The 22,692-nt window shown below is 69.9% G+C and carries 14 protein-coding genes; 5 read left to right on the top strand and 9 right to left on the bottom strand.

From position 1 onward, the window contains the following. Position 1: 1 nt before the first annotated feature. The 3 genes from drmB (at position 2) to AC5L35_RS18930 (ending at position 6,706) form a co-directional block, all read left to right on the top strand. Complete coding sequence (gene drmB / locus AC5L35_RS18920) at positions 2 to 1,849, top strand: DrmB family protein (protein ID WP_495060971.1); 1,848 nt, start codon at positions 2 to 4, stop codon at positions 1,847 to 1,849. 825 nt (positions 1,850 to 2,674) lie between these two features. Continuing rightward, complete coding sequence (locus AC5L35_RS18925) at positions 2,675 to 3,991, top strand: ice-binding family protein (protein ID WP_495060972.1); 1,317 nt, start codon at positions 2,675 to 2,677, stop codon at positions 3,989 to 3,991. Between the two features lie 627 nt (positions 3,992 to 4,618). Beyond that, positions 4,619 to 6,706, top strand: coding sequence for a glycosyl hydrolase (locus AC5L35_RS18930; protein WP_495060973.1), 2,088 nt, complete (start codon positions 4,619 to 4,621; stop codon positions 6,704 to 6,706). A gap of 4 nt (positions 6,707 to 6,710) precedes the next feature. Here the strand turns inward: AC5L35_RS18930 and AC5L35_RS18935 are convergent, their stop codons facing one another. The 7 genes from AC5L35_RS18935 to AC5L35_RS18965 form a co-directional block, all read right to left on the bottom strand. Then, positions 6,711 to 9,536, bottom strand: coding sequence for an alpha-L-rhamnosidase (locus AC5L35_RS18935; RefSeq protein WP_495060974.1), 2,826 nt, complete (start codon positions 9,534 to 9,536; stop codon positions 6,711 to 6,713). 32 nt (positions 9,537 to 9,568) lie between these two features. Beyond that, positions 9,569 to 10,390, bottom strand: a complete 822-nt coding sequence (locus tag AC5L35_RS18940) for a carbohydrate ABC transporter permease (protein WP_495060975.1) — start codon at positions 10,388 to 10,390, stop codon at positions 9,569 to 9,571. Beyond that, positions 10,387 to 11,316, bottom strand: a complete 930-nt coding sequence (locus AC5L35_RS18945) for a carbohydrate ABC transporter permease (protein ID WP_495060976.1) — start codon at positions 11,314 to 11,316, stop codon at positions 10,387 to 10,389. The genes AC5L35_RS18940 and AC5L35_RS18945 overlap by 4 nt, the downstream gene beginning before the upstream one ends. A gap of 105 nt (positions 11,317 to 11,421) precedes the next feature. Further along, the gene (locus AC5L35_RS18950) at positions 11,422 to 12,747 is read right to left on the bottom strand and encodes an ABC transporter substrate-binding protein (RefSeq protein WP_495060977.1); all 1,326 of its coding nucleotides are present in this window, start codon (positions 12,745 to 12,747) and stop codon (positions 11,422 to 11,424) included. 675 nt (positions 12,748 to 13,422) lie between these two features. After that, positions 13,423 to 13,626, bottom strand: a complete 204-nt coding sequence (locus AC5L35_RS18955) for a hypothetical protein (RefSeq protein ID WP_495060978.1) — start codon at positions 13,624 to 13,626, stop codon at positions 13,423 to 13,425. After that, entirely contained in the window at positions 13,623 to 13,880 is a 258-nt protein-coding gene (locus tag AC5L35_RS18960; protein WP_495060979.1) for a hypothetical protein, read from the bottom strand. The genes AC5L35_RS18955 and AC5L35_RS18960 overlap by 4 nt, the downstream gene beginning before the upstream one ends. Positions 13,881 to 13,932: 52 nt before the next feature. Further along, entirely contained in the window at positions 13,933 to 14,910 is a 978-nt protein-coding gene (locus AC5L35_RS18965; RefSeq protein WP_495060980.1) for a trypsin-like serine peptidase, read from the bottom strand. Positions 14,911 to 15,873: 963 nt separating this feature from the next. On the opposite strand from AC5L35_RS18965, the gene AC5L35_RS18970 reads away from it, so the two are divergent. Both AC5L35_RS18970 and AC5L35_RS18975 read left to right on the top strand, forming a co-directional pair. Continuing rightward, positions 15,874 to 16,287 (top strand): GlcG/HbpS family heme-binding protein, encoded by a 414-nt coding sequence (locus AC5L35_RS18970; protein ID WP_495060981.1) that lies wholly within the window; start codon positions 15,874 to 15,876, stop codon positions 16,285 to 16,287. A 148-nt stretch (positions 16,288 to 16,435) separates the two neighbouring features. After that, positions 16,436 to 17,218, top strand: coding sequence for an SDR family NAD(P)-dependent oxidoreductase (locus AC5L35_RS18975; protein WP_495060982.1), 783 nt, complete (start codon positions 16,436 to 16,438; stop codon positions 17,216 to 17,218). 30 nt (positions 17,219 to 17,248) lie between these two features. Here AC5L35_RS18975 and AC5L35_RS18980 read toward each other — a convergent pair whose 3' ends face one another. After that, positions 17,249 to 22,228 carry an AAA family ATPase gene (locus AC5L35_RS18980; protein WP_495060983.1) on the bottom strand — a complete coding sequence of 1,660 codons (4,980 nt, stop codon included), beginning with the start codon at positions 22,226 to 22,228 and terminating at the stop codon, positions 17,249 to 17,251. A gap of 135 nt (positions 22,229 to 22,363) precedes the next feature. Beyond that, positions 22,364 to 22,570, bottom strand: a complete 207-nt coding sequence (locus AC5L35_RS18985) for a hypothetical protein (RefSeq protein ID WP_495060984.1) — start codon at positions 22,568 to 22,570, stop codon at positions 22,364 to 22,366. Positions 22,571 to 22,692: the final 122 nt, after the last annotated feature.

The following is a 22,692-nucleotide window of genomic DNA, read 5'->3' on the forward strand; positions in this document are numbered from 1 at the left end:
CATGCCATCGAGAGCCCGACGCCGCGCCTCCGGCGAGGAACGCCCCTTCCGAGATCCGCTCGGATCCGTCCGCCGATCGCAGCTCATCACCACCTACGGTGTCGGCGCTGTGGTCGCCCTCGACGAGCAGTCCTACATCGTCAGCGGACTCGACGACTGGAAGATAGGTAGCACACCCGACCTGCACGAGTTCCGCCTTCAGACCAGACTTGGGGTCGAGGGCTTCCGCCTCCCACCCGCCGCGGATCCCCCCGCCGGTGACGGCGTCCGGGCGCGCCGCTTCCCGACCCTCTACTCCTGCCCCGGCCGGCCGCCGGGCTCGGACGAGGGATGCCAGCACAACCTCAAGCCATACCGCGAGTTCAACTCACCCCGGAAGAAGAACGTCTGTGCAGCTTGCGGCGAACCCCTGACCCCGTCCCGTTTCGTCGTCGCCTGCGTTCGCGGGCACCTCGACGAGTTCCCGTACTGGCGCTGGGTACATGCCGGATCTGAGGCCCGCGACCACGACGGCCGCCACGAGCTGTCGGTGCGAACCACCGGTCGAACGGCATCCTTGCGGTCCATCGTCGTTGGGTGCAGCTGCGGGAAGGAGGCGTCCATGGAGGGCGCCTTCGGGCCGGGCGCCATGGCCTCGATAGGTCACACCTGCAGCGGAGCACGTCCCTGGCTGGGCCCAGCCGGCCAGGTCCAGGGCTGTGATGAGGAATGCCGGACCATGCAGCGCGGCTCCTCAGCCGCCTGGTTCCCGATCGTCCGTTCCGCCCTGTCGATTCCGCCTTTCTCCGATCGGCTCTATCGCGACATCCGTGGGGACCTCGCTATCTGGATCGGGGAGACGGACGACGTGATCGCCAAGCAAGCCAGGCTGCGCGGCTTCGTCGGGGAGCGCTATACGGAGAAGGACGTTATCGAGGCCGTCCGCCAGTACGAGCGCTACCAAGCAGGGGAGCGACCAGACCCATCGGCCCTTACCGGCTTCGAGGGGGCCGACGTGCTCCGCATCGAGGAGTTCCGGCAGCTGTGCGAAGAAGGCTCGACCGATGAGTTCGAGTGCTCGGCGCCTCCTGATGCCGATGAGGCCGAACCCCCGGATGGAATCGATCGATCCATGCAAGTCCATCGGCTCCGTGAGGTCCGTGTCCTCCAGACCTTCACGCGGGTGGAGCCACCTGTAGAAGGCGACGCCCCCGAGCGACTCGCAGCCCTGAGCCGGGAGCGTGCGAATTGGTTGCCGGGCATCGAGGTCGTCGGTGAAGGCGTCTTTCTCGGCCTGGACACCGACAAGCTCACGGCTTGGGAGGCGATCCCAGACCGGGGGTCACCCGAGCGCCGAGCGGCGATCATCAGGGCGCAGCACGAGGAGGTCATGGATCGCCGCGCGAAGAACAGGGCGCGACGTGTCGCCGACTCGCCAGTCCGCGCTCGTCTCGTCCTGGTCCACACGCTCGCGCACGCACTCATCAACGAATGGAGTCTCGACGCGGGCTATCCGGCCTCCGCCCTCCGCGAACGCCTCTACGTCTCCGGCGACATGGCCGGATTGCTGGTCTACACGGCGAGCAGTGACTCGGCCGGCAGTCTTGGGGGCCTAGTCAGCCAGGGCGAGATCAGGCAGCTCCGACGGTCGCTGGCGGGCGCGCTGGAACGCACCCGCTGGTGCTCTTCCGACCCGCTGTGCATGGAGGCCGAGGCATCCGGCACGGACAGCCTGAACCTAGCGGCCTGTCACACCTGCGTACTATTGCCGGAGACTAGCTGCGAGCTGAACAACACCTTCCTCGACCGTGCCATGCTGATCGGCACTCCCGACCGTTCCTGCATCGGCTATTTCGACAATGTGATCTGACGTGCCCACCGTCTGCCGGACGGCCCGACTGATGGCGCAGCGGCACCGGGACAAGGTGCGTTCCCGCTCGCGAAGAGCCTCCCCTCCGGCACCCGTGCGGCGCATCACCGCCAGTCCCGATCCCGAGCCTGGTACTGCCCCCAATTTCCATATACCTGCTACCGGGGTTACGCGGACCCAGCGTGACCGCGGCGCGTGCCACGACCGGTCCCTCGACCGCGCCGCCGAGAAGGGCGAACGCCCTGCCATGCTCGACGCCGCACCTGCGACGACCGATGCGCAACGCTGTGTACATGCCGTTCGGGCGCGACAATCTCGAGAGCCAAGAGTTGGTCCGGCTCGTCGCCTTCTCCAGAGAATCAACGACGCGGAGGGCGGCGCTGCTCGCATGGCGCCTCCGCCCGCGCAGCTCGGAGGGCTTCGCGGTCAAGATCACCACCATCCTGTAGCCGCCCGAAACTCTGTGGACGAATCGACCCCATGGCTTCGTCGATTTGCCCCGCCTGCTCGGACAGCTGGTGGGGTCGCGAATGGGCGCTGTGCCGGATTTTCATAATATTATTTGCGCGCACAGTATTTGGACCTGATATCCGCTTGATGTTTCTTGCTGCTGTGCGCGGTACGGCGTGGGCTCTATATCGGTGGTGACCCTCCGGCGTCAAGTGTTGAGCCTATCACTCTTTCGGGTGACATCAGGTCTCGAACATTGCCATCGCCTTTCATCGGTGGGCTACTGCGGGCGCAGTCGAGCCGCTGCGTCGTCGTCGGAGAAGCCGGCGTGCGACTCGCCCGTCCCCTTGCCCCGATGGATCCAGGGAGCGCACTATGCCCGTCTCACCGAACCAGGGATCCACCGCCGGCGGGGACGCGGTGACCCTCACGGGTACCCGCTTCACCGGCACCACCAGCGTGCGCTACGGCTCCCGCCAGGCCGCGAGTTTCACGGTCCTGAGCGATACGACCACGGCCACCATCACACCCTCGGGAAACGGCGCGGTGCCGGTCGCTGTGACAACTCCCGGGGGGACGGGGGTCGTCGGCACCTATTTCTATCTGCCACCGCCCTCTTTCCGTATCATCGCACCTGCCGTCGGCCCGGTGGCAGGGGGAAACACGGTGACTTTCACCGGACGCGGGCTCTCCACTACGACCGAGGTCCGATTCGGTACGCAGATCGCAGTATTTGTCGTCGATTATGACGGCCAACTCACCGTGACCGTCCCGGCGGCGACCGCCGCGGGCCCGGTCACGGTCACCGTGCGCACCAGGGGAGGAGTCGGCAACGGGGGCACCTACACCTACCTGGCACTCCCTTCTATCACCGCTCTGACACTCGACTCGGGACCGGTGGGTGGTGGCAACCTCGTCGTCATCACCGGGACTGGGTTCCTGTACACGACCGGCATCTCCTTCGACGGAACGCCTGCCACCCTCTACCGGATCGCCTCGGACACCGAGATCAACGTCCTGGTGCCGGCCGGCGCGCTCGGCTTGGCTGATGTCTCCGTCACCACCCTCGGTGGCACCACCACCGCCGTGAACGCCTACACATATCTCGGCACTTTCGCTGTGCTCGGCGGGCAGTCCGTCACCAACACCGGCCTCACCAACGTCACCGGAGACCTCGGAGTGAGCCCGGGGGTGTCGGTTACCGGATTTGCGCCCGGCCAGGTGAACGGGACCATCCATATCTCGGATGCGGCCGCCGTCGAGGCCCAGGCTGATCTGGTCGCGACGTACGCCGCCGCGGTCGCCCGGACCCCGGACGCCGGCATCCCCGGCGACATCGGCGGTCTGACGCTGACTCCCGGCGTCTACAACGCGGCTACCTCCCTCGGAGTGACCGGGACGCTCACACTGGATGCCCTGGGCGATCGCAACGCCGAATGGATCTTCCAGATCGGATCGACCCTGACGACGGCAACCGCGAGCGCGGTCGTCCTCACCAACGGCGCCACGGCCCGCAACGTCATCTGGCTGATCGGAAGTTCCGCCACCCTCGGCACCAACACCGCCTTCGCCGGCAGGGTCCTGGCCGCCGTGTCGATCACCGTGAACGCCGGTGTGAGTGTCAACGGCCAGGTTCTTGCGCGCGACGGCTCCGTCACCCTGGACAACAACACCATCGTCCGGCCCTGGTGAGATCACCGAGGTACCCGAATACGCCGAGGTGGCCTAACTCCTGAGTGAACTCGGGCGGTGGCGTGCGCGCTCGACAATTCAGACCGGATCACCCCGCGGTCGCGTTGATACCTTTCAATGACGCGCACCGAGGGGGCCACGACGATGCCGTCAGCCGAGCCGACCATCCGAACGCTGCGAGAAGGCTTTGCCGCCCCACCACCCGACAGCCGGGTGATGATGCGGTGGTGGTGGTTCGGGCCCCTTCGTCGAGGAGGCCGAGCTCGCCCGCGAGCTGGAGGTCATGGCGGCCGCGGGCATCGGTGGGGTCGAGGTGTGCTCGACCTACCCGCTGTCGACCTCCGAGGGGGCCGGGGGTGGCTTTCTCTCCGAGCGGTTCCTGTCCCGGCTGCGGTTCGCTGCCGAGACGGCCGCCCGGCTCGGTCTGCGCTTCGACGTCACGATCGGCAGTGGGTGGTCGTTCGGTGGTCCGCACATCACCGACGAGGCCGCCGCGCGGCAGTTGCGGTGGGACGTGCGGGAGGTGCCGCCGCGCGCCGCACGGATCCCCGCCGCCCAGCCTTGGCCCGGTGACCATCTCGTCGCCGCGTACGTCGGTGACGGCTCCCGGCAGGAGCTCCCCACGCAGTGGCGGCAGCTCGCCGAAAGGGACGGTGTCGTCGAGATTCCGGAGGGGGCCGGGCCGCGCACCGTCCTTTTCGCGGTGTCGAGTCCGACCGGCCAGAACGTCAAGCGGCGGCGGTCGGGGCGGAAGGGCCGGTGCTCGACCACCTCAGCCGGGCGGCCACCGAGGCGCACCTGCGCGCCGTCGGCGAGCCGATCCTCGTCGCGGTGCCGAGCGAGCTCGTCACCGCGGTCTTCTGCGACAGCCTGGAGGTGTACGGCGCGGACTGGACGCCGGCGCTGCCGGAGGAGTTCCGGGCTCGCCGCGGCTACGACCTCCTGCCCGAGCTACCGCTGCTGCACGTCCGCGGTGCGGGGTCGGAGCGGGTGCGCGCCGACGTCGCGATGACGCTCGGGGAGCTGTACGAGGAGAACATCGTCGCCGTCGTGGGGGAGTGGGCGCAGCGGCACGGCGTCCTGTTCCGCATCCAGAGCTACGGCCAGCCGCCCGGGTCGCTGAGCGCGTACCGGCACGCGGACCTGCCCGAGGGGGAGGGGTGGGGGTGGCGGTCGGTCACGCAGACGAAGTGGGCGACGTCGGCGGCGCACCTCTACCAGCGGCCGGTCGTCTCGTCCGAGACCTGGACGTGGGTGCACTCGCCGTCGCTGGCCGCGACGCCGCTCGACCTGGTCGGCGAGGCGCACGAGCACCTGCTCCTGGGGGTCAACCAGCTCGTCGGGCACGGCTGGCCGTACTCGCCGCCCGACGTGTCGGCGCCCGGCTGGATCTTCTACGCGGCCGGTGTCCTCAGCGACGCGAACCCGTGGTGGCCGGCCATGCCCGCGCTCGCGGGCTACCTGCAGCGCCTGTGCTGGCTGCTGCGCCAGGGCCACCCGGTTGTCGACGTCGCGCTCTACGCACCGAGCCGCGACGCCGCGCAGCGCTTCGAGCCCGGCACGCGCGGCTATCTCGACCTGTGGCGCGCCACCCACGAGCACATCGGCGACGCGCTTCCCGCGGCGTTGCGGGAGGCCGGGTACGACTACGACCTCGTCGACGACACGGCCCTGCGCGAGGCCGACTGGAGCCGGTACCGCGCCGTCGTCCTGCCGTTCGTCCGGGACCTGCCGGTGGAGACGGCGCGCCGGCTCGAGAAGTACGCCGCGGCGGGCGGTGTCGTCGTGACCGTGGGCGGCGACGTCCACCGGGACGAGTGGATCGCCGTCGCCGACGTCGATGCGTTGCTGCCGGCGCTCGGGAAGCCGGACGCCCCGACGAGCCCCGCGACGCCCGACATCGGCGTCGTGCACCGCCGGGCCGGTGAGGTCGATCTCTACTTCGTGGCGAACACCGGCCCGCACCCGCAGTCCTTCACGCTGCACCCGCGCGACATCGCCGCGGCGTACGAGCGGTGGGACGCGCGCACCGGACGCGCCCACCGGGTCGACGTCATCGACACCGGGGTGCCGCTGCACCTGCAGCCCTACGAGGCCGCGGTCGTCGTCGGGCTGCCCGCGCCCTACGAGACCGTCTCGGTCGTACCGGCGGACGGCCCGGCGGACGCCGTCGAGCTCGGCGGCCCGTGGACCGTCGCGTACGCTGACGCTCCCGACGAGCGGACGGCCGTGGTGCTGCCGCACCGGTGGGAGGACGACCCCGGGCGCGCCGACTACTCGGGCGGTGCCCGGTACGAGACCATGGTGACCGTCGACCGGCTCGGCGGCCGCGTGCTGCTCGACCTCGGCGCGGCGAGCGCCGACGCGCTCGACGTCCTCGGCGAGCCGGGGCTGCGCGGCGCGTCGTACCGGGCGGAGGTCGCCGCACCGGTGGGCGAAGTAGCCCAGGTGATCGTCAACGGCGTCGACTGCGGCTGGGCGTGGGCCCCGCCGTACGCCGTCGACGTCACCGATGCGCTGCGCGCCGGCGAGAACACCGTCGTCATCCGGGTCCTCGGCACCGGGCTCGGCACGCTGCGGACCAGCACCGAGCTCACCGCCACCGTCGACGCGGTGACCGCCACCTACGGCAAGCGGTTCACGATGCAGGACCTGGAGCTCGCGCAGCGGCCGACGACATCAGGGCTACGGGCCGTGCCGTCGCTGCGGATGTAACGTTTCATTCCGCGCCGCGGGACCGGGTCACACCCGCCAGGGCCTCGGCGACCTCCGTCTGGATGACCGGTGGGATCTTGCGCATCACGTCGACGAGTCGGCTCCCGCGCACCCACCGTGTCGTGTCGCGGAACTCGCGTGCCTGCTCCTCGTCGTACTTGCGCAGCGTGCCCATGACGGCTGCGTACGCGGCCGGGTCGTCGGCGATGTCGGCGAGCTCGGAGTCGAGCGAGACGGCGCCGTCGGGCGTGGACCGGCCGTTCACGGAGACCGTCCACGAGTGCGATCCCGAGCCGACGACCAGCGGGTCCGAGCCGTCGGGCAGGTGCACGGTGGCCGTGGTGCCTGCCGGCACCACCGCGGTCACGACGATGCCGCCTGAGGTGCGCTCCCAGCCTGCCGCCGCCCGTCCGTAGGGCGTCTCGTGCGCGACCCGGGCGAACTCGATCCCGGCGATCGGGTGCGGCGCGATCCGCAGCTCCCGGTAGCCGGGCGCGGCGGGGGCCAGGCCGGCGACGGTGCGGTGCATCCAGTCGGCGATCGCGCCGAACGCGTAGTGGTTGAACGACGTCATCTGGCCCGGGTTGATCGAGCCGTCCTCGAGCATGCTGTCCCAGCGTTCCCAGACGGTCGTCGCCCCCATCGTCACGGGGTAGAGCCACGACGGGTTCTCGGTCTGCAGCAGGAGGCGGCCCGCCACGTCGACGTGCCCCGTGGTCGTCAGCGCGTCACAGACGATCGGGGTGCCGACGAAGCCGGTGGCCACCCGGTAGCCGCCCGCGCGGACCAGGTCGGCGAGCCGGTCTCCCATCTGCCTGCGCAGCTGCGGGTCGGTGGCGATGCCGTACTCGAGGACCATCGCGTACGCGGTCTGCGTGTCCGAGAGCATCCGCCCGGCGCCGGTGACGTACTCGCGCAGGAAGGCGGCGCGCACCTCCTCGGCGATGCGCCGGTAGTGCTCGGCGTCGGCGGCGTACCCGAGGAGCGCCGCGGTACGGGCGAGGATGTCGGTGGACCGGAAGACGTGGGCGCTCGCGACGATGTCGGGGTCGGTCTTCGCCTCCCCGGGCCGCTCGGGCGGGGCCGCCGGGTCGAGCCAGTCGCCGAACTGGAACTGCCCCTCCCACAGCCGCCGCTCGCCCGCGAGCCCGAGGATCGTCTCCACCCACGAGCGCATGCTCGGGTACTGGTCGACGAGCACCTGCCGGTCGCCGTACCGCTCGTGGAGCACCGTCGGCACCACCGTTGCGGCGTCCCCCCACGCGGCCGCGGGGACGGGCCTGCCGAGGACGTGCGGGACGACGAACGGGACGATGCCGTCCGCCGCTTCCTGCTCGAGTGTGAGGTCGCGCAGCCAGCTCGCGAGGAAACCGTTGCAGTCGAAGAGGTCGGTGGCGGTCGGCGCGAAGACCTGGATGTCGCCGGTCCAGCCGAGCCGTTCGTCGCGCTGCGGGCAGTCGGTGGGGACGTGCAGGAAGTTGCCGCGCATGCCCCAGACGATGTTCTCGTGCAGTTGCTGCAACTGCTCGTGCGAGCACTCGAACTCGCCGGTGCGGCGCATGTCGCTGCTGACGACGACGGCGACGATGTCGGACGGGTCGAGCTCGCCGGGCCAGCCGTCGACCTGCGCGTACCGGAAGCCGTGGAACGTCGACCACGGCTCCCACGTCTCCTCGCCCGTGCCGGCGAGCGTGTAGGAGTCGGTGGCGTCGGCCGCGCGCAGCGGCCGGGTGCCGAGCTCACCGTTCTCGAGGACCTCGGCGTGCTTCAGCGTGACCGTGGTTCCGGCCTCGCCGCGCACGGTGATGCGCAGCCACCCGACGAGGTTCTGGCCGAAGTCGAGCACCGCCTTGCCGCTCGGCGTCGTGATGACCTCCCGCACCGGTAGCTCGGCGACGCGGCGGGCGCCCGGTGAGCGGCGCGCCTGCGGCACCGGGAAGTCCCCGTCGATCCGCGCCGGCAACCAGGCGTGGTCGTCGAAGCCGGGGCTCGACCAGCCCGCGGGCTCGCGCCGCGCGTCGACGTGCTCGCCGGGATAGATGCCGCTGCGGGTGGTCGGCCCCTCGCCGGTCGCCCGCCAGCCCTCGCCGCTGGCGACCGTCTCGCTCGTGCCGTCGGCGAACTCCACGACGATCTGCACCGCGACGGCAGGCTGCTCGCCGTAGATCCGTTCCGCCGCGTCCCGGAAGCCGAAGCGTTCGGTCCACCAGCCGCCCGCGAGGCGGACGCCGACGGCGTTCTCCCCCTCGACGAGGAGGTCGGTGACGTCGGTGGTCTCGTGCACGAGGCGCCACTGGTACGCGGTCCAGCCGGGCTTCAGCACCTCGTCGTCGACATCGCGCCCGTTGACCGCGACCTGGTAGACGCCGTGCGCGGTCGCGAACAGCCGTGCCCGCCGCACCGGGCGGTCGACGGTGAAGGCGTGCCGCACGAGCACCGGCTGCGCCGGCTGCTGCGGGTCGGCGAGGCCGACCATCCGTGCGGTCCACTGCCCGTCGGCGAGGAAGCCGGCGACGACGGGCAGCGGCCCGCTCCACGCGGACGTCCCACCGTCCGTGCCGGTGACCCGCACCCGGACGGCGACCTCGTCGCCTGCTGCGAGCGGCTCGAAGGGCCAGTCGACGAGCACCGCCTCGGGGCCGTCGAGGCGGACGGTCGTCGCCTCCCCGCCCGTGGGGGTGAGTTCGACCTCGGCGGACGCCTGCCGCCAGTCCGGCACGTCGGTCTCGACGACCCAGGACAGGCGCGGCGTCGGCGTGGCGACGGTCCTGCGGTCGGTGGAGTGCTCGGCGGTGGTGCGGATGACACGGGTCGACGGCGCAGCGGTCACGGACGTCCTTCCTGGAACGGATCGACGGTGGCTCAGCCCTTCACGGCGCCGGAGGTCATCCCGGCGACGATCTGGCGGTTGAAGAAGATGAACATGACGAGCGGCGGAATGGTGATGAGCAGGATGTCCATGAAGAGCAGGTTGTAGCTCGTCTGGAACTGGCTCTGGAAGTTGTAGAGCGTGAGTTGCACGGTGGGGTTGCCGGGCAGGAAGTAGAGCGGGTTCACGAAGTCGTTGAAGACCTGCACCGCCTGCACGACGACGACCGTGACGACCACCGGTTTCAGCAGCGGCAGGATGATCCTGAAGAACACGCGCAAGGGGCCGGCGCCGTCGATGATGGCGGCCTCGTCGATCTCCCGCGGAATCGTCGAGATGAAGGCGCGGAAGAGCAGGATCGAGAACGACAGACCGAACGCCATCTCGACGAGAATGAGCCCGAGCATGGTGTCGAACAGGCTGATCCCCTGGAGCACCCAGATCGTGGGCACCACCGCCGGCGGGATGATGAGCCCGGACAGCACGAGGAAGTTGATGAACGGGTTCCAGCGCGTTTTGCGCCGCTGCAGGACGAACGCCACCATCGCGGAGAGCACCACGATGCCGGCCACACTGGCCACCGTCAGCACGGTGCTGTTGATGAAGGCGATGACGAGCATGAAGTCGCGCGCCTGGATCACCTCGACGAGGTTGTCGACGAAGGCGATCCGGGTGGGCCAGGAGAACTCGAGGAGGTTGGCCTCCTGCCGCGTCTTCAGCGACGTGAGGACGATGAACGCGAACGGGACCACGAAGATGACCCCGGTGAGGACGAGCCCGAGCGTGCTGGCCCAGTAGCGGTAGGTGCGGCTCACATCTCCACCTCTCGCCGGTTGAGGAACAGCGTCAGCGGCAGGACGATCGCCGTGACCACGACGAACAGCACCACGTTGCCCGCGGTGGAGATGCCGTAGAAGCCGGCCTGGTACTGCTTGTAGATCACGGACGCGATGACGTCCGAGGTGTAGCCCGGCCCGCCGCGCGTCATCGCCCAGATGAGCTCGAAGGACCGCAGGCCCCCGATGAGCGACAGGATGATCACCGTCGCGGTGGCGGGCCGAGCCAGCGGGAGAACGATGTGCCGGAAGTTCTGCCACGCACCGGCCCCGTCCACCCTCGCGGCCTCGTAGTACTCCTGCGGGATCGAGACGATGCCGGCGATGTAGATGACGGTGGCCAGGCCGACGCCCTTCCAGATGTCGACCCCGGCGACGGACAGCAGCGCGAGGTCGGGGTCGGTGAGCCAGCCCGGCCCGTCGATTCCGAGCAGCGCGAGGGAGTCGTTGATGAGCCCGTCCTGCGGATCCATGAGCACCTGGAACGCGATGCCGACACCCACGGTGCTCACGAGCACCGGGAAGAAGACCACCGACCGCAACCAGCCGCGGGCGATGATCTGCGACGTGAGGAACACCGCGAGGAGCAGGCCCAGCACCACCTTCGCCCCGGACGTGACGAACGCGTAGATCATCGTGTTCACCAGGCCGGTGACGAGCTGTGGCTGCTCGAAGAACGTGACGAAGTTGTCGAAGCCGATGAACTCCGTCTCGAAGAGCGTCCACCGGGTCAGGCTGAAGTAGAACGACGCGAAGGTGGGCACCAGGAAGAGCACCGAGTAGACGATCGCCGCCGGCAGATAGAACCAGTGCGGGTACGGGCTCTTGCGTCTGCCGCGCGCCTTGTCGGGCCGAGTGCTGCGGCCGGGCGGCGCCGCAGGTCCAGCCATGGTGTTCGTCGCCATCGGGTGCCTCCCTGCGCGGGGTCCGGGCGCCGGCCGGGCTCGTCGTTCGTCGGATGAGCCGGGCCGGCGACCCGGTCGGGTCTGCCGGCTGTCAGCGCGGCGCGGTCACCAGCCCGCGAGGCCGAGCTGCTGCGCCTGCTGGGCGACGTCCTGGTCGTAGAGAGCGGCGGCGTCCTCAGCGGAGCGGATGCCGGAGCCGACCTCCACCGTGAGGTTCTCGAGGTTCGGACCCTTCACCGGCGACAGGAACTCCAGCGCCGGGCTCGCGGCGTTCTGGTCGAGGTAGGTCTGGATGTCCTTGACCGCAGGCGGCACGTCCGCGGGGAGCTCGCAGCCCGTGACGACGTACGGGCCGGTCGGCGTCGCCGCGTCCGTCATCGCCTGGCAGCCGGCGGGGCTGGCGATGAAGGCCAGGAAGCGCAGTGCTGCGTCGCGCTGCGTACCCTGCACGGTCTGGGGCATGTACACCGCGTTCGGCGTCCAGATGGTGATGCCGTTCGTCGCCGCGTCGTCGCCCGGCAGCCCGAAGACGCCGATGTTGGCGACCGCGTCCGGGTGGCTGGCGACGAGCTCGCCGATCGCGCTGGTGAGGATGGGGTAGTGCACGCCAGTGCCCTCGGCCAGCATCCGCAGCCCGTCGTTGTAGGTGGCGGATGCGAAGTCCTCGTTCATGTAGCCGGCCTGGTGCACCGCCTGCTGGTGCTGGAAGCCGCGCAACGCCGCGGCTGACGTCGCGTACTTCACCTGGCCTGCCGTGTAGCGCTGGGGGAAGTCCGGCTCGGTCTGCAGGACGTTGCGGAAGTCGCCGAGGACGAACAGCTGCGAGGTCCAGGTCTCCCGGTAGGTCTGGATCACCGGCGCGGCGTCGGACCGCGCCGCGATGACCGCGTTGTTCGCCATGAACTCGTCCCAGGTCCGGGGGATCTGGAGACCGAGCTGCTGGTAGACGGTCTTGTTGTACATGACGGCGCCGGCCTGGACGGTGCCGATCGGGGCGCCGAAGACCTGGCCGTTCCCGGACACCGCGTCGACGAACGTCTTGTCGAGGTCCTGGGCCCATGGCTGGTCGGTGATCGGCACGAGGGTCTGCGCCGGGTTGAGGGCCTGCAGGAGCGACCCGGAGTTGTAGACGAAGACGTCGGCCATGTCTCCGGTGGCGAGCCGCGTCTTCACGAGGTTGTCGCCCTCGGTGCCCTGCGGGCGCTGCTCGACCTGGACGGTCACGCCGGCGTTCTGGGCCATGAAGGCGGTGGCCAGTCCCTCGGCGAGGGCGATGTCCTCGGGGCCGTTGCTGGTGAGGAACGACAGCGTGACGCCGTCCCCGTCGCCCCTACTGGAACCGAGACTGCCGGCACTGCAGCCGGTGGCGAGGACGGCTGCCGCCGCCAGGGCGACGAGCGCCCGCGTAGGTTTGCACGTGGCCTTGCGCATCGTATGACCTCTTTGTCAGACGTGGCTGCGGAGTTGAATCGTTTCAACTGGTGGCTGTGCGGCGATGCTAGGCGCGCGGTGATCTCACCGTCAAGGTGTGCATTGGCCGCCGGCCGCATTGCAGCAGTGGGTCTGAAGGCGAGAAGACCAATGTCGTCCTCCGCGGCGGCGGGCCGGTTGGGTTGCCGCCGGCCCTGTCGGTGTTTCCTTGGTCGTCGCTCTCGAATTCGACGAATGTGAGAAATCGAGATGGCGATCGAAAACTCGTCAAAGGCCGATCGCGGTCCTTCGTCAAGTCGTCTTGGTCCTATTCATGCGGCGCCCGACATGAATGGCGAGCACTCGTCAGCTACTGCGACGGCCAACCCGGTGGGTCGTTGGAGTTTCCACGCTCCTCGGCCGTCGACGTCGCGCCGATCGGGTCCGCGTCATGCACACTTCCGACGACTGGTCGGATCAGCGGATCATGATCCGCCAGGTCATGGGTTCGAGCCCACCTGCACCACTATCTGACCACCACGAACTGGCGCCGCAAGATTGTAAGAAACGTTGCGCGGGGCACTGTCGGCACGGGCGCGTCTCGACGGCGCTGCTTCCGTTGCCGACTCTCGGGAGGTCGCGCACCCCGAGGTACGCGCCGTCGCGTTCGTCGGCCCGAGGACAAACGGGGACGAGCTATCGAAGACGCCGCGCGGCGACATCGACCCGGAGGCTTGTGCAGATCTCGACGAGTGAACGTCCACGTGCCGCCTCGGGGACGTCGAAGGTGCCGACCGAGGTTTCTTCGGAGGCCACCGGGTAGGGGCCGGCGTAATCATTGTCCATCTCGACGGCGGCCAGGATGACCCCGTCCTCATCGAAGAGCGCCGTGATCCTCATGCACCGATCACCGCGATCGCGCTGAATCTGATGAGGCCCGGGCTGGTGCTCCGCACCACGAAGTGCTCCGTCCACTGATTGTTGTTGTCCGATGTCGTGAACTGCCGGGTGACCTCTACCTCGCTGTTGAGCTGGAACGGCCGGACCGAGTATCCCCAGTAGTGCAAGTTCTCGCCGGTCGTCCAGCTCCACGAGACAGTGCCCGCGGCTTGGAAGGGATTGTTCTCGGTCCAGAAATGTCGCAACTCGGCCATTTTTCCTTGTCCTCGCTCGTTGATCGGATCGTAGGAGGATCGCTGCGGTCGTTCACGGAGGGAAGTTGGCCAGCCCGAACTTGACGAGATCGACAAGTGCTTTACCGCCTGCGAACACCCACCGGCGCGGGTCGAGCACGTCCTTCTCCGAACCACTGAGGACGCCGACGACGCGAGGGTTCGAATTAGGTCCGAAGAAGAGCGGGCCACCGGACCATCCCGGGCCCAACGGATGGCTGTGGGGTACCTCGAGCTCAAGTCCTGGACTGTCGTTGTCGATGTCCGCGATACGGATGATCGACTCGAGCGCCTGTCGCAGTCCGAATGCGTCGGGGTACCCGAGCGAGGAGTAACGCAGCTCCTCGTACCTGCTCTCGTCGCCGAACGACTGGGTGCCCATGAAACCCAGCGAACTTCCCATCGGCTGGAAGAGCCTGCAGATCACGTAGTCGAGACCGCTCGCCTCCGGCTCGGTCCGGAAACCATGGAACCTGTCGACAAACGACTGGCCGAACGGTCGCTGGCCCGGTCGAAGGCCGGGAATGAACTCCATTGACCACTCGCCCGGCCGGGCTCCCCATGGTGCCAGATGACCAGCCGTGAGAACCAGGTTCGGACCCACGAGCACGCCCGTGCCGCCTTCCGGCCCGTTCGGTCCGCCTCGAGCGAACACCTTGCCGACGGTGCGGAACGGGAACGGCAAGGTTGGCGACTCCTTGGCCTCGGTCGTCCGTACACGGCGGGGACGAGGTTCGTGGAACAGGTGCTCCCGGCCGGTGCCGCCCACCCCGGCTCGGAACGGGACGAGTCGCGGAACGGACTCGACGTCCACCCAGGATGGACGGAAGCCGGGGGTGTCGACGTCGGCGAGCGCCGGCCCCGACTCCGACGGGTCGGCGGCTGCCTGGTGCTGGCCCGGGATCCCGGTGAGCAGCATTTCGCTGCCCCGGACGCGCCAGATGTCGGGCGTTCCCGCCACCCGCTCGACGGTGAGGTTGAGGGCCGGCTCGTCCAGGGATCGTATGAACACACCCGAGTCCTTGGAGAGCGCGTCCTGCAACTCCGGGGGCATCCTCTCAGTAGCCAGGATCGGCTCGGCGTCGTCGATCTCGGTGTCTGAGTGGGAAGGGGGAGCGGCCGGGTCATCCCGCCCCTGATACCGAACGTCCATCAGAGAGTACTCTCCTGTCGGTTGTTCTGAAGTGAACGAACGAGCGCCACGTCTGACATCCGCGCCTGTAGAGGTGTCGACGCAGGCGGAATCGCACCGTCCCTCCAACGGCTGCCCAGGTCCGCAGTCGGGTTCTCGTCGGCGGAAAATGAGCGCGTTCGCGAGACCGTCTCAAAGGCATCCCACGGCTCCTGGCGACGGGATGTCAAAGCGCGCGGAGTATAACGACAAAGGCTGCCCATTTTCAAGGACTGTGGTCGGTCGTGCGGACACATCGGCCCGAATTCACCCGCGGCCGGGCCGGTAGCGACCCTTTTGGTTGGCATTCGGACTTGCCGCTACCCGCGCTGGTCGCTGTCAAGTGGTATCCCAAGCGGCACGTCTGCCGACACATATCACGCGACGTCGCCACCGAGGAACCGCCGACGACAGGGACAATGCGTCGAATGGTGGGTGCGATACTCCAACCGGTTTCCGCAGCCGAACCAGGAGTTACGGCGCGAGGGTGGATCAGCAGAGGATGGCGGAGAGCCTTCAGCGGCTCCTCGGGTTGGTCCATCACAGGCCGGTGGGACGCGCACGCGTTCGTAACGCCACGACGGCGTGATCTCGCCCAGGACCGAGCTCGACATCCGCTGGTGCCGACCGACAGCCCGCCGATCGTGGTATCACGGGGAGTCACAGCTGTCGCAACGACTGCTGCACGTCGGTCCACACGGCCGGCGCGTCGCTGACGCTGGTCGGCTCGACGACGAGATCAAGCACCTGCTCGCGGCCCCGGCTGAGGTCGCGGTGCCCGTCTTCTTCTGACAGGGAGTAATCATGAGCCGCAACATCACCCTCGAACAGGCCGACAACATCATCGAGGCCTGCAAGGTCGAGGCCGGCTCCATCGGGCAGCCCATGAACATCGCAGTGGTCGACGACGGTGGCAACCTCGTCGCTTTCGTGGCGATGGACGACACCAAGCTCATCGGTGCGGACATCTCGCAGAAAAAGGCGCTCACCGCCGTCTACTTTCAGTCGGACACCCGCGATCTCGTGCCGCTCGTGCAGCCCGGGGCGGCCTTGTACGGGATCGAGTCCACCACCGGCGGGCGGCTCGTCGTCTTCGGTGGAGGTGTGCTGCTGCGCAGCCCCGACGGTGCGATCGCCGGGGCCGTGGGCGTCAGCGCCGGCACCGTGGAGGAGGACCACCAGGTGGCGGAGGCCGGCCGGAAGGCCTACGTCGGCTGAGTACTGATCGGAGATACCTCCGCGGCGCTGTCACAAGCTCCGCGGCTGCCCTGTCCTTCCTCCGGGCCGAGTGACGGCCAACCACGGCGAGCGCGCGACGGGTTCCTGACCAGGCGCGCCTGGCGTGGCGACTATCGGAGGTGACCAGATGCCGAACAGCGAGTCGGTAGTACCAGGCCGCGCGGGTGCCTTTGCCGGGCGCGGTGTGATCGTCACGGGCGCGAGCTCAGGGATCGGCAGAGCGACCGCGCGCGCCTTCGCTCTGGCGGGCGCCGGCGTGCTGGCCGTCGGTCGGCGCGCGGAAGAACTGGAGGAGACGGCGGCGGGGGAACCGTCCATCGTCCCGTTCGTGGCCGACCTGCGCAGCGACGATGCGGCTCAGGCCGTGATCGATGCCGCGGTGGGGGAGTGGGGCCGCATCGATGTCCTGGTGAACACCGCCGGGGTCTTCGCATCGATGCCCCTGGCCGAGAGCACGGCCACCCGGATCGCCGACATCCTCGCGGTGAACGTGACAGCGCCCAGCCTCCTCGCCAGTGCCGCGCTGCCCCAGCTTCGACGACACGGCGGCACCATCGTCAACGTGTCGAGCACGTTCGGACACCGCCCATCTCCCGGCGCCAGTCACTACGGGGCGTCGAAGGCTGCGGTCGAGCAGCTCACCCGTAGCTGGGCCGCGGAGCTGGCCCCTGAACGGATCCGCGTGAACGCCGTCGCACCCGGGCCGACGGAGAGCGGTGCGCTCGCCGCTGCCGGCCTGTCCGACGCCGCGATCGCCGAGATCAAACGGGCGGAGGAGGCGCGGATCCCGCTCGGCAGGCGCGGGGAGCCCGACGAGCCGGCCGCGTGGATCCTGCATCTGGCCGACCCCGGTGCCGCGTGGGTGACCGGGCAGGTCCTCGCCGTCGACGGAGGACTGGCGCTGACCTGACCTGGGTGCTGCCCGTGGCGCGGTGGTCCGTCACCCGGGACCCGGGTGGGTGGGGGAGAGCGGGAGCTCGGCCTGCAGCGTGGTGCCGGCGCCGGGGGCGGTGCGTATCGAGAGGTGACCCCCGAGTGCCTCGGCCCGGTCCTTGATTCCGACGAGGCCGGTTCCGCCCCCGAGGTCGGCGCCACCTCGGCCGTTGTCGCGTACGCAGATCCGCAGCGCGTTGCCGTTGGTGGTGTGGAGGAGGTCGATGGTGACGTGGGCGGCTGAGGCACGTGCGTGTTTCGCCGTGTTGGTGAGTGCTTCGGCGACGAGGTAGTAGGCGGCGATCTCGACGTGTTCGGGTAGTCGGCCCTCCGCCCGCATGTCCAGCTCGACCGGGACGGGGGAGCGGCGGGCGAGAACGTTGAGTGCGGGGCGTAGGCCGCCCTCGGCGAGGGTCGCCGGATGGATACCGCGGGCGAGCTCGCGCAGTTCGTCGAGTGCGACGGTTGCCTGGGCGGCCAGGTCGTCGAGCTGCGCGGCCAGCTCGACGTCTCCGGGAGGCACCATCACCTGCATCGCGCGCGCCTGGAGGACCAGGGAGACGAGCTGTTGCTGGGCGCCGTCGTGCATGTCCCGTTCGATGCGCCGGCGGGTCTGGTCGGCGGTGGCGACGATCCGCGCGCGGGAGGTGGTGAGCTCGCCGTAGAGCTGGGCGTTGTCGAGGGAGACGGCGAGCTGGCCCGCGATGAGCGTGACGGCGTCGAGCCGCTCGGCGGTGAAAGCCCCGCGGATGAGGCGGTTCTCCAGCAGCAGCTGGGCCCGCAGGGTGCCGCGGCTGAGGATGGGGACGGCCAGCAGGGAACAGCAGTCGAGATCGGTGAGGTACGGGTCGCGGGCGAACCGGTCGTCGCGGGTGGCGTCGGCCACGACCAGCGGTTCACCGATGCGCTGGACGTAGCGCAGCACGGACAGCGGCACCGATCGTTCGTTGCCGGTGCCCCTGACCTGCGTGTTGCCGCCGTCCGGTGCCGGCAGCAACCAGTCGTGGTGGTCGTCGCTCCACAGCAGGAGCTGCACGCCGGTGGCGCCGGTCATCGCGCCGAGCACCTGGGCCACGCGGGCGTGCAGCCGTTGGATGCTGGTCTCGGAGCTCAGCGCCTGCGACGCGGACAGGATGCCGAGCAGGTCGATCGTCCCGGTCGTCAGGGTGGCGCGCTGATGAAGAACGTCGACGGCCTGGTCGCCGTGCGTTCCGGAGGCGGCGTCGGGGTGTCGTCGCAGGATCGGGTACGCCCAGTCCAGCTGGCCGACCTTCGCCGCCGCTCCCCAGGAGAGGTACTCCTGGCGGGCCTCGGCGAGCAGGTCGTAGCCGGCATGTTCGACGCCGTGGGCCAGGTAGAAGCGGGCGGCGTGCTCGGCGATCACAGCTCGATGCCACGGGCGCTGCTGCCGGGTGACCTCGCGCCGCGCCGCGTCGAAGGCCAGCACGGCGGCCCGGAAGTCGCCGACCGCCCAGGCCCGCTCGGCCTCGACCAGTCGCAGCAGGTGCAGGAAGTTGTCGGGCGCGTCCGTGGCGCGGGCGGCCAGCCACCGCGTCACGTCGTCCAGTTCGGACAGCAGAGCGGCGCGCTCGTCACCGTGGCCTGCGCGGGCCTGCTCGGCGACGGCCAGCCCGCGCAGCAGGTAGGCCACGGCGGTCGGGTAGTTGCCCAGAACGGCCGGCAGCAGCGGCATCGCCGCTGCGGTGTGCCGCGCCAGCTCGCTCCCGTTGCCGAAGACGACCGCGGCGATCGCCCGGTTGAGATGCGCGTGGAACAGCGCGAGCGGGTTGTCGGCGTACCTGTCCATGGGAGCCGCTGTGCCGATCGCGGCCGACCCTCCACCGCGCAGCACATCGGCCAGCCAGAGGTGGCTGTCGAGCCACTGGCCGGTCTGTTCGCTGCCCGTACGGCGCACGAAGGCCAGCCCCGCCTCCACGTGGGCGACGACGTCGTCGAGGGTTGGCGCGCAGTCCAGCACGTAGTACACGGTCGGGTGGTAGGTGTAGCCGGCGTAGGCCAGCGCGCCGCCGGCGATCAGCCCCTCGCGGGCGCGCTGGGTGGCGTGGAGACCGTTCTCGATGGGCTCGAACCAGCAACTGAGGATGGCGAACACGCGGCGGGCGTGCGACGTATCGGGTTCGTAGCCGCGGGCTTCGCCCGTCGCCAGGATCCGCCGCAACGCCCGGTACCCGGCGGCGCTGTCGCCGCGCTGCGCCACAGCGTGGAAGGAGGCGACGCAGGCGGGGCTGACCAGGGTGGGACCCGGGCCGTGTTCGAGCCAGATCCGCACCGCCTCCAGGCTCAGCCACGCCTGTACCGCGTGGTCGGCGACGAAGTAGGCCGCCGGCAGGATCGCGTCGATCAGGCGGGTCGCGGCGAGCAGCGTGGGGTCGGTGATCTCCGGTCGCGCCAGATCATCGGCAGCGTCGGTGTGGTCCAACCACCGGTACAGATACCCGAACTGGTGGTCGAGCTCGGCGTCGAGCCGGTCGGCTGCCGGGACGGTGACGCCGAAGGCGCGCAGCGAGTCCAGGCCCAGCTCGATCGCCTCGGCAAAACGGGCCTGGTGGGTCAGGCTGCGCGCCTGCAGCGCCGTCGCGTCGACACGCTGGATCGCCGAGGGACACAGCCGGCTGAGGACGCGGTACTCCTCGTCCGCCTCGTCGAGGCGGCCCAGGCTGTACAGGGCGGCGTGGCGGCCGGTGTGCACCGTGATCAGCGAGGCGGTCTCCTCCGGGTCGATGAGCGGGAGCGCGCCGGCGAGGAGCGCGTTCACCAGGGTGTCCTCGCCGATCAACGCCGCCTGTTCGGCGGCGCGGCGCAGCAGTGCCACCACCCGCTGTCGTTCCGCTCCGCCGTCGACGGCGTCGAGCACCGGCAGGTACTGCTCGGCCGCGACCGCGAACAGTTCTCCCACCCCGGCCAACCGCCGCGCCATCGTCAGCTGCAGGTCGCGTCGCCGCTGCGGGTCCAGCCCGCGCAGGATGACCTCACGGGTCCGGTCGTGGCGAAACCGCACCGCCTCCCGCAACCCGGGCTCCACCACGAGGACGCCCTCGTCGAGGGCGGGCGCCAGCTGTCTGTCCAGGACAGCCGCCGGTGCGTCGGTGACGGTCTGGAGGAGGCTCACCTCGGCGCGCCCGCCCAGGCATGCCATCGCCTCCACCACTCCGCGGGAGGTCGGCGGCATGGCCTCGACCCGCGCCGCGAGGAGACCGGCCACCTCGGATTCGCCGAGACGAGCGCGCGCGGCTGCGTCGTCCCACCGCCATCCGGTGGCCGTCGCGGTCAGCACGCCCTCGCGTTGCAGTGCGTTGAGCAGCTCCACCGTCTCGTGCGGGTTGCCGGACGTGTGCCCGTTGACCATCTCGACCAGGCCCGCCGCTCTGGCCCGGTCCACGTGCAGCATGTCCGCAACCATGGTGACGAGGCTCGGCACCGGCAGGTTGTCCAGGCGCAGCTGCCGCACGCCTGCCTGGTCGCGCCACCGGGACAGCAGCGCGGCCAGCGGATGTGCCACGTCCACGTCGTAGTCGCGGTACGCCCCCACCAGCAACAGGCCCTCGACCGGCTCCTCGCTCAGCACGAGATCGACGAAGCCGAGCGGTGTGCGCCCGCCCCACTGCAGGTCGTCGAGGAACATCACCACCGGCCGTTTCCGCGACGCGACCGCCCGCAGGCCGTGCATACCCACTTGCTGCGCTCGCGCCTGTGCGGTCAGCGGGTCCCCCGCATCGGGGGGCACCCCCAGCAGCGTCTCGAACTCCGGCACCGTCGCGCTCATCAGACCCGCGTTCGGGCCGAGCGCCGTGAGGGCCCGCTCGCGGACCTCCGCCAGCTCGTCGTCCGGCTCGGCCAGGAGCATCCGACCCAAGGCGCGGAACGCCTGGTGGACCGCGTTGAACACCAGATCCCGCCGGTACGGGTCGAACTTGCCGGCGACGAACCAGCCGTCCCTGCCCGTCACGACCGTCCGCAGCTGATCGACCAGCGCCGTTTTGCCCACCCCCGGCGCCCCACTGACCAGCACCCCCTGGCATCGACCCGCCAGCGCCTCCTCGAAGGCCGCCTCCAGCGCCGCCGCCTCGGCATCGCGCCCCACCAGCCGTGACGGCGGCAGCAACCGCAGCGGAACATCGTGCTCGCCGATGCGGAACCGGGTCGCTGCCGGACGAGCCCGGGCGTCCCGCAGCCACTCCAGGTCGTGGGCCACGCCCTCCGCGCTCTGGTACCGGTGGTCCGGTTCCTTCTCCAGGAGACGCATCACGATCTCGGACAACGGGGCGGGCACGGCCGGGTTGACCTCCGCCGGCGCCACCGGCACCCGCGCCAGGTGATCGTGCGTGAGGCGCAACGGGTCGCCGGAACCGAACGGCGGCTCGCCCGTCGCCAGCTCGTACAGCGTCGCACCCAACGAGTACAGATCGGCACGCTGATCCACCGACTGCCCGGTCCGCCCGGTCTGCTCGGGGGCGAGGTAGGCGAGCGTCCCGACGATCTCGGTGTGGTGGGTGAACTCGGGCCGGATCTCGGCGAACGAGGTCGCCCGCGTGAAGTTCAGGAGGCACGGGGCTCCGTCGTCGGAGATCACGATGTTGGCCGGGGTGATGTCCCGGTGCATCACTCCCCGGCGGTGGATCCCCGCCACCGCCCGGGCCAACCCCGACGCGAGCCCGATCAGCTCATCCACGTCCAGCGGTGTCGCCCGACGGGCCAGGCTCGTACCACCCACGTCCGCCAGGACGACCGACCCCGGGTACCGCGGCGCCTCCACCGGTTGGACAACCCCCGCGACACCGCGCAACCGCTGCAGAATCGCCACCTCGTGCCGCAGCCGCCGATCGGCGTCCGGGCCGAGCGGCTCCTTACGGACGACGGTGCGCCCGGGCAGGAACAGCCGAGTCACCCGGGTGCGTGGGCTCTCGTGCAGCAGGACCTCGGGTCGACCGGGCGGATCCCGGCCCGGCTGCACCCCGTCCGTGCCCATCCGATACCTCCGCACTCGGTCGGACGCACGTCGCGCCAGTCGTACGCCCGACCGCCTGCTTGCGCAATACCTGGTCCCAGGCGGCTGCGGGTACGACGGCGCTACCGACGGACGTCCGCGCCGGAGCGCATCCGGCTATCGGACGATCCGCAACGCCAGCTCCGGCGGGCAGCCGCGCTCCACGAGGTTGGCCACCTCGTGCCAGTCGACGACTTCGGCGAACCTGCCGGCGAGCAGCCGCGAGAGGCCGAGCCGCCGCAGCTGGAGGGTTCGCCACTCCCGGACCAGAACGTCCTCACTGCGGCCGACAACGGCCGGCGAGCGGGTGAAGCATCTCTTCATCGGTCTACACCTCGTCAGCGAAGTTGGGGCGACAACGTGCCTTCTCGGCCGCCTTGTCCACGGAGTGTGAGCAGCGTGGGGGCAACGGGGGCCTCGAAGCATCACGGGCACCGTCCGTCGTC

This window comes from Pseudonocardia sp. OZ21 (assembly GCF_059359135.1).

Coding starts and splice junctions, on each gene's coding strand:
- drmB (WP_495060971.1), top strand. CDS start 2: ATGCCATCGAGAGCCCGACGCCGCGCCTCCGGCGAGGAACGCCCCTTC.
- AC5L35_RS18925 (WP_495060972.1), top strand. CDS start 2,675: ATGCCCGTCTCACCGAACCAGGGATCCACCGCCGGCGGGGACGCGGTG.
- AC5L35_RS18945 (WP_495060976.1), bottom strand. CDS start 11,316: ATGGCGACGAACACCATGGCTGGACCTGCGGCGCCGCCCGGCCGCAGC.
- AC5L35_RS18950 (WP_495060977.1), bottom strand. CDS start 12,747: ATGCGCAAGGCCACGTGCAAACCTACGCGGGCGCTCGTCGCCCTGGCG.
- AC5L35_RS18955 (WP_495060978.1), bottom strand. CDS start 13,626: ATGAGGATCACGGCGCTCTTCGATGAGGACGGGGTCATCCTGGCCGCC.
- AC5L35_RS18960 (WP_495060979.1), bottom strand. CDS start 13,880: ATGGCCGAGTTGCGACATTTCTGGACCGAGAACAATCCCTTCCAAGCC.
- AC5L35_RS18970 (WP_495060981.1), top strand. CDS start 15,874: ATGAGCCGCAACATCACCCTCGAACAGGCCGACAACATCATCGAGGCC.
- AC5L35_RS18975 (WP_495060982.1), top strand. CDS start 16,436: ATGCCGAACAGCGAGTCGGTAGTACCAGGCCGCGCGGGTGCCTTTGCC.
- AC5L35_RS18980 (WP_495060983.1), bottom strand. CDS start 22,228: ATGGGCACGGACGGGGTGCAGCCGGGCCGGGATCCGCCCGGTCGACCC.
- AC5L35_RS18985 (WP_495060984.1), bottom strand. CDS start 22,570: ATGAAGAGATGCTTCACCCGCTCGCCGGCCGTTGTCGGCCGCAGTGAG.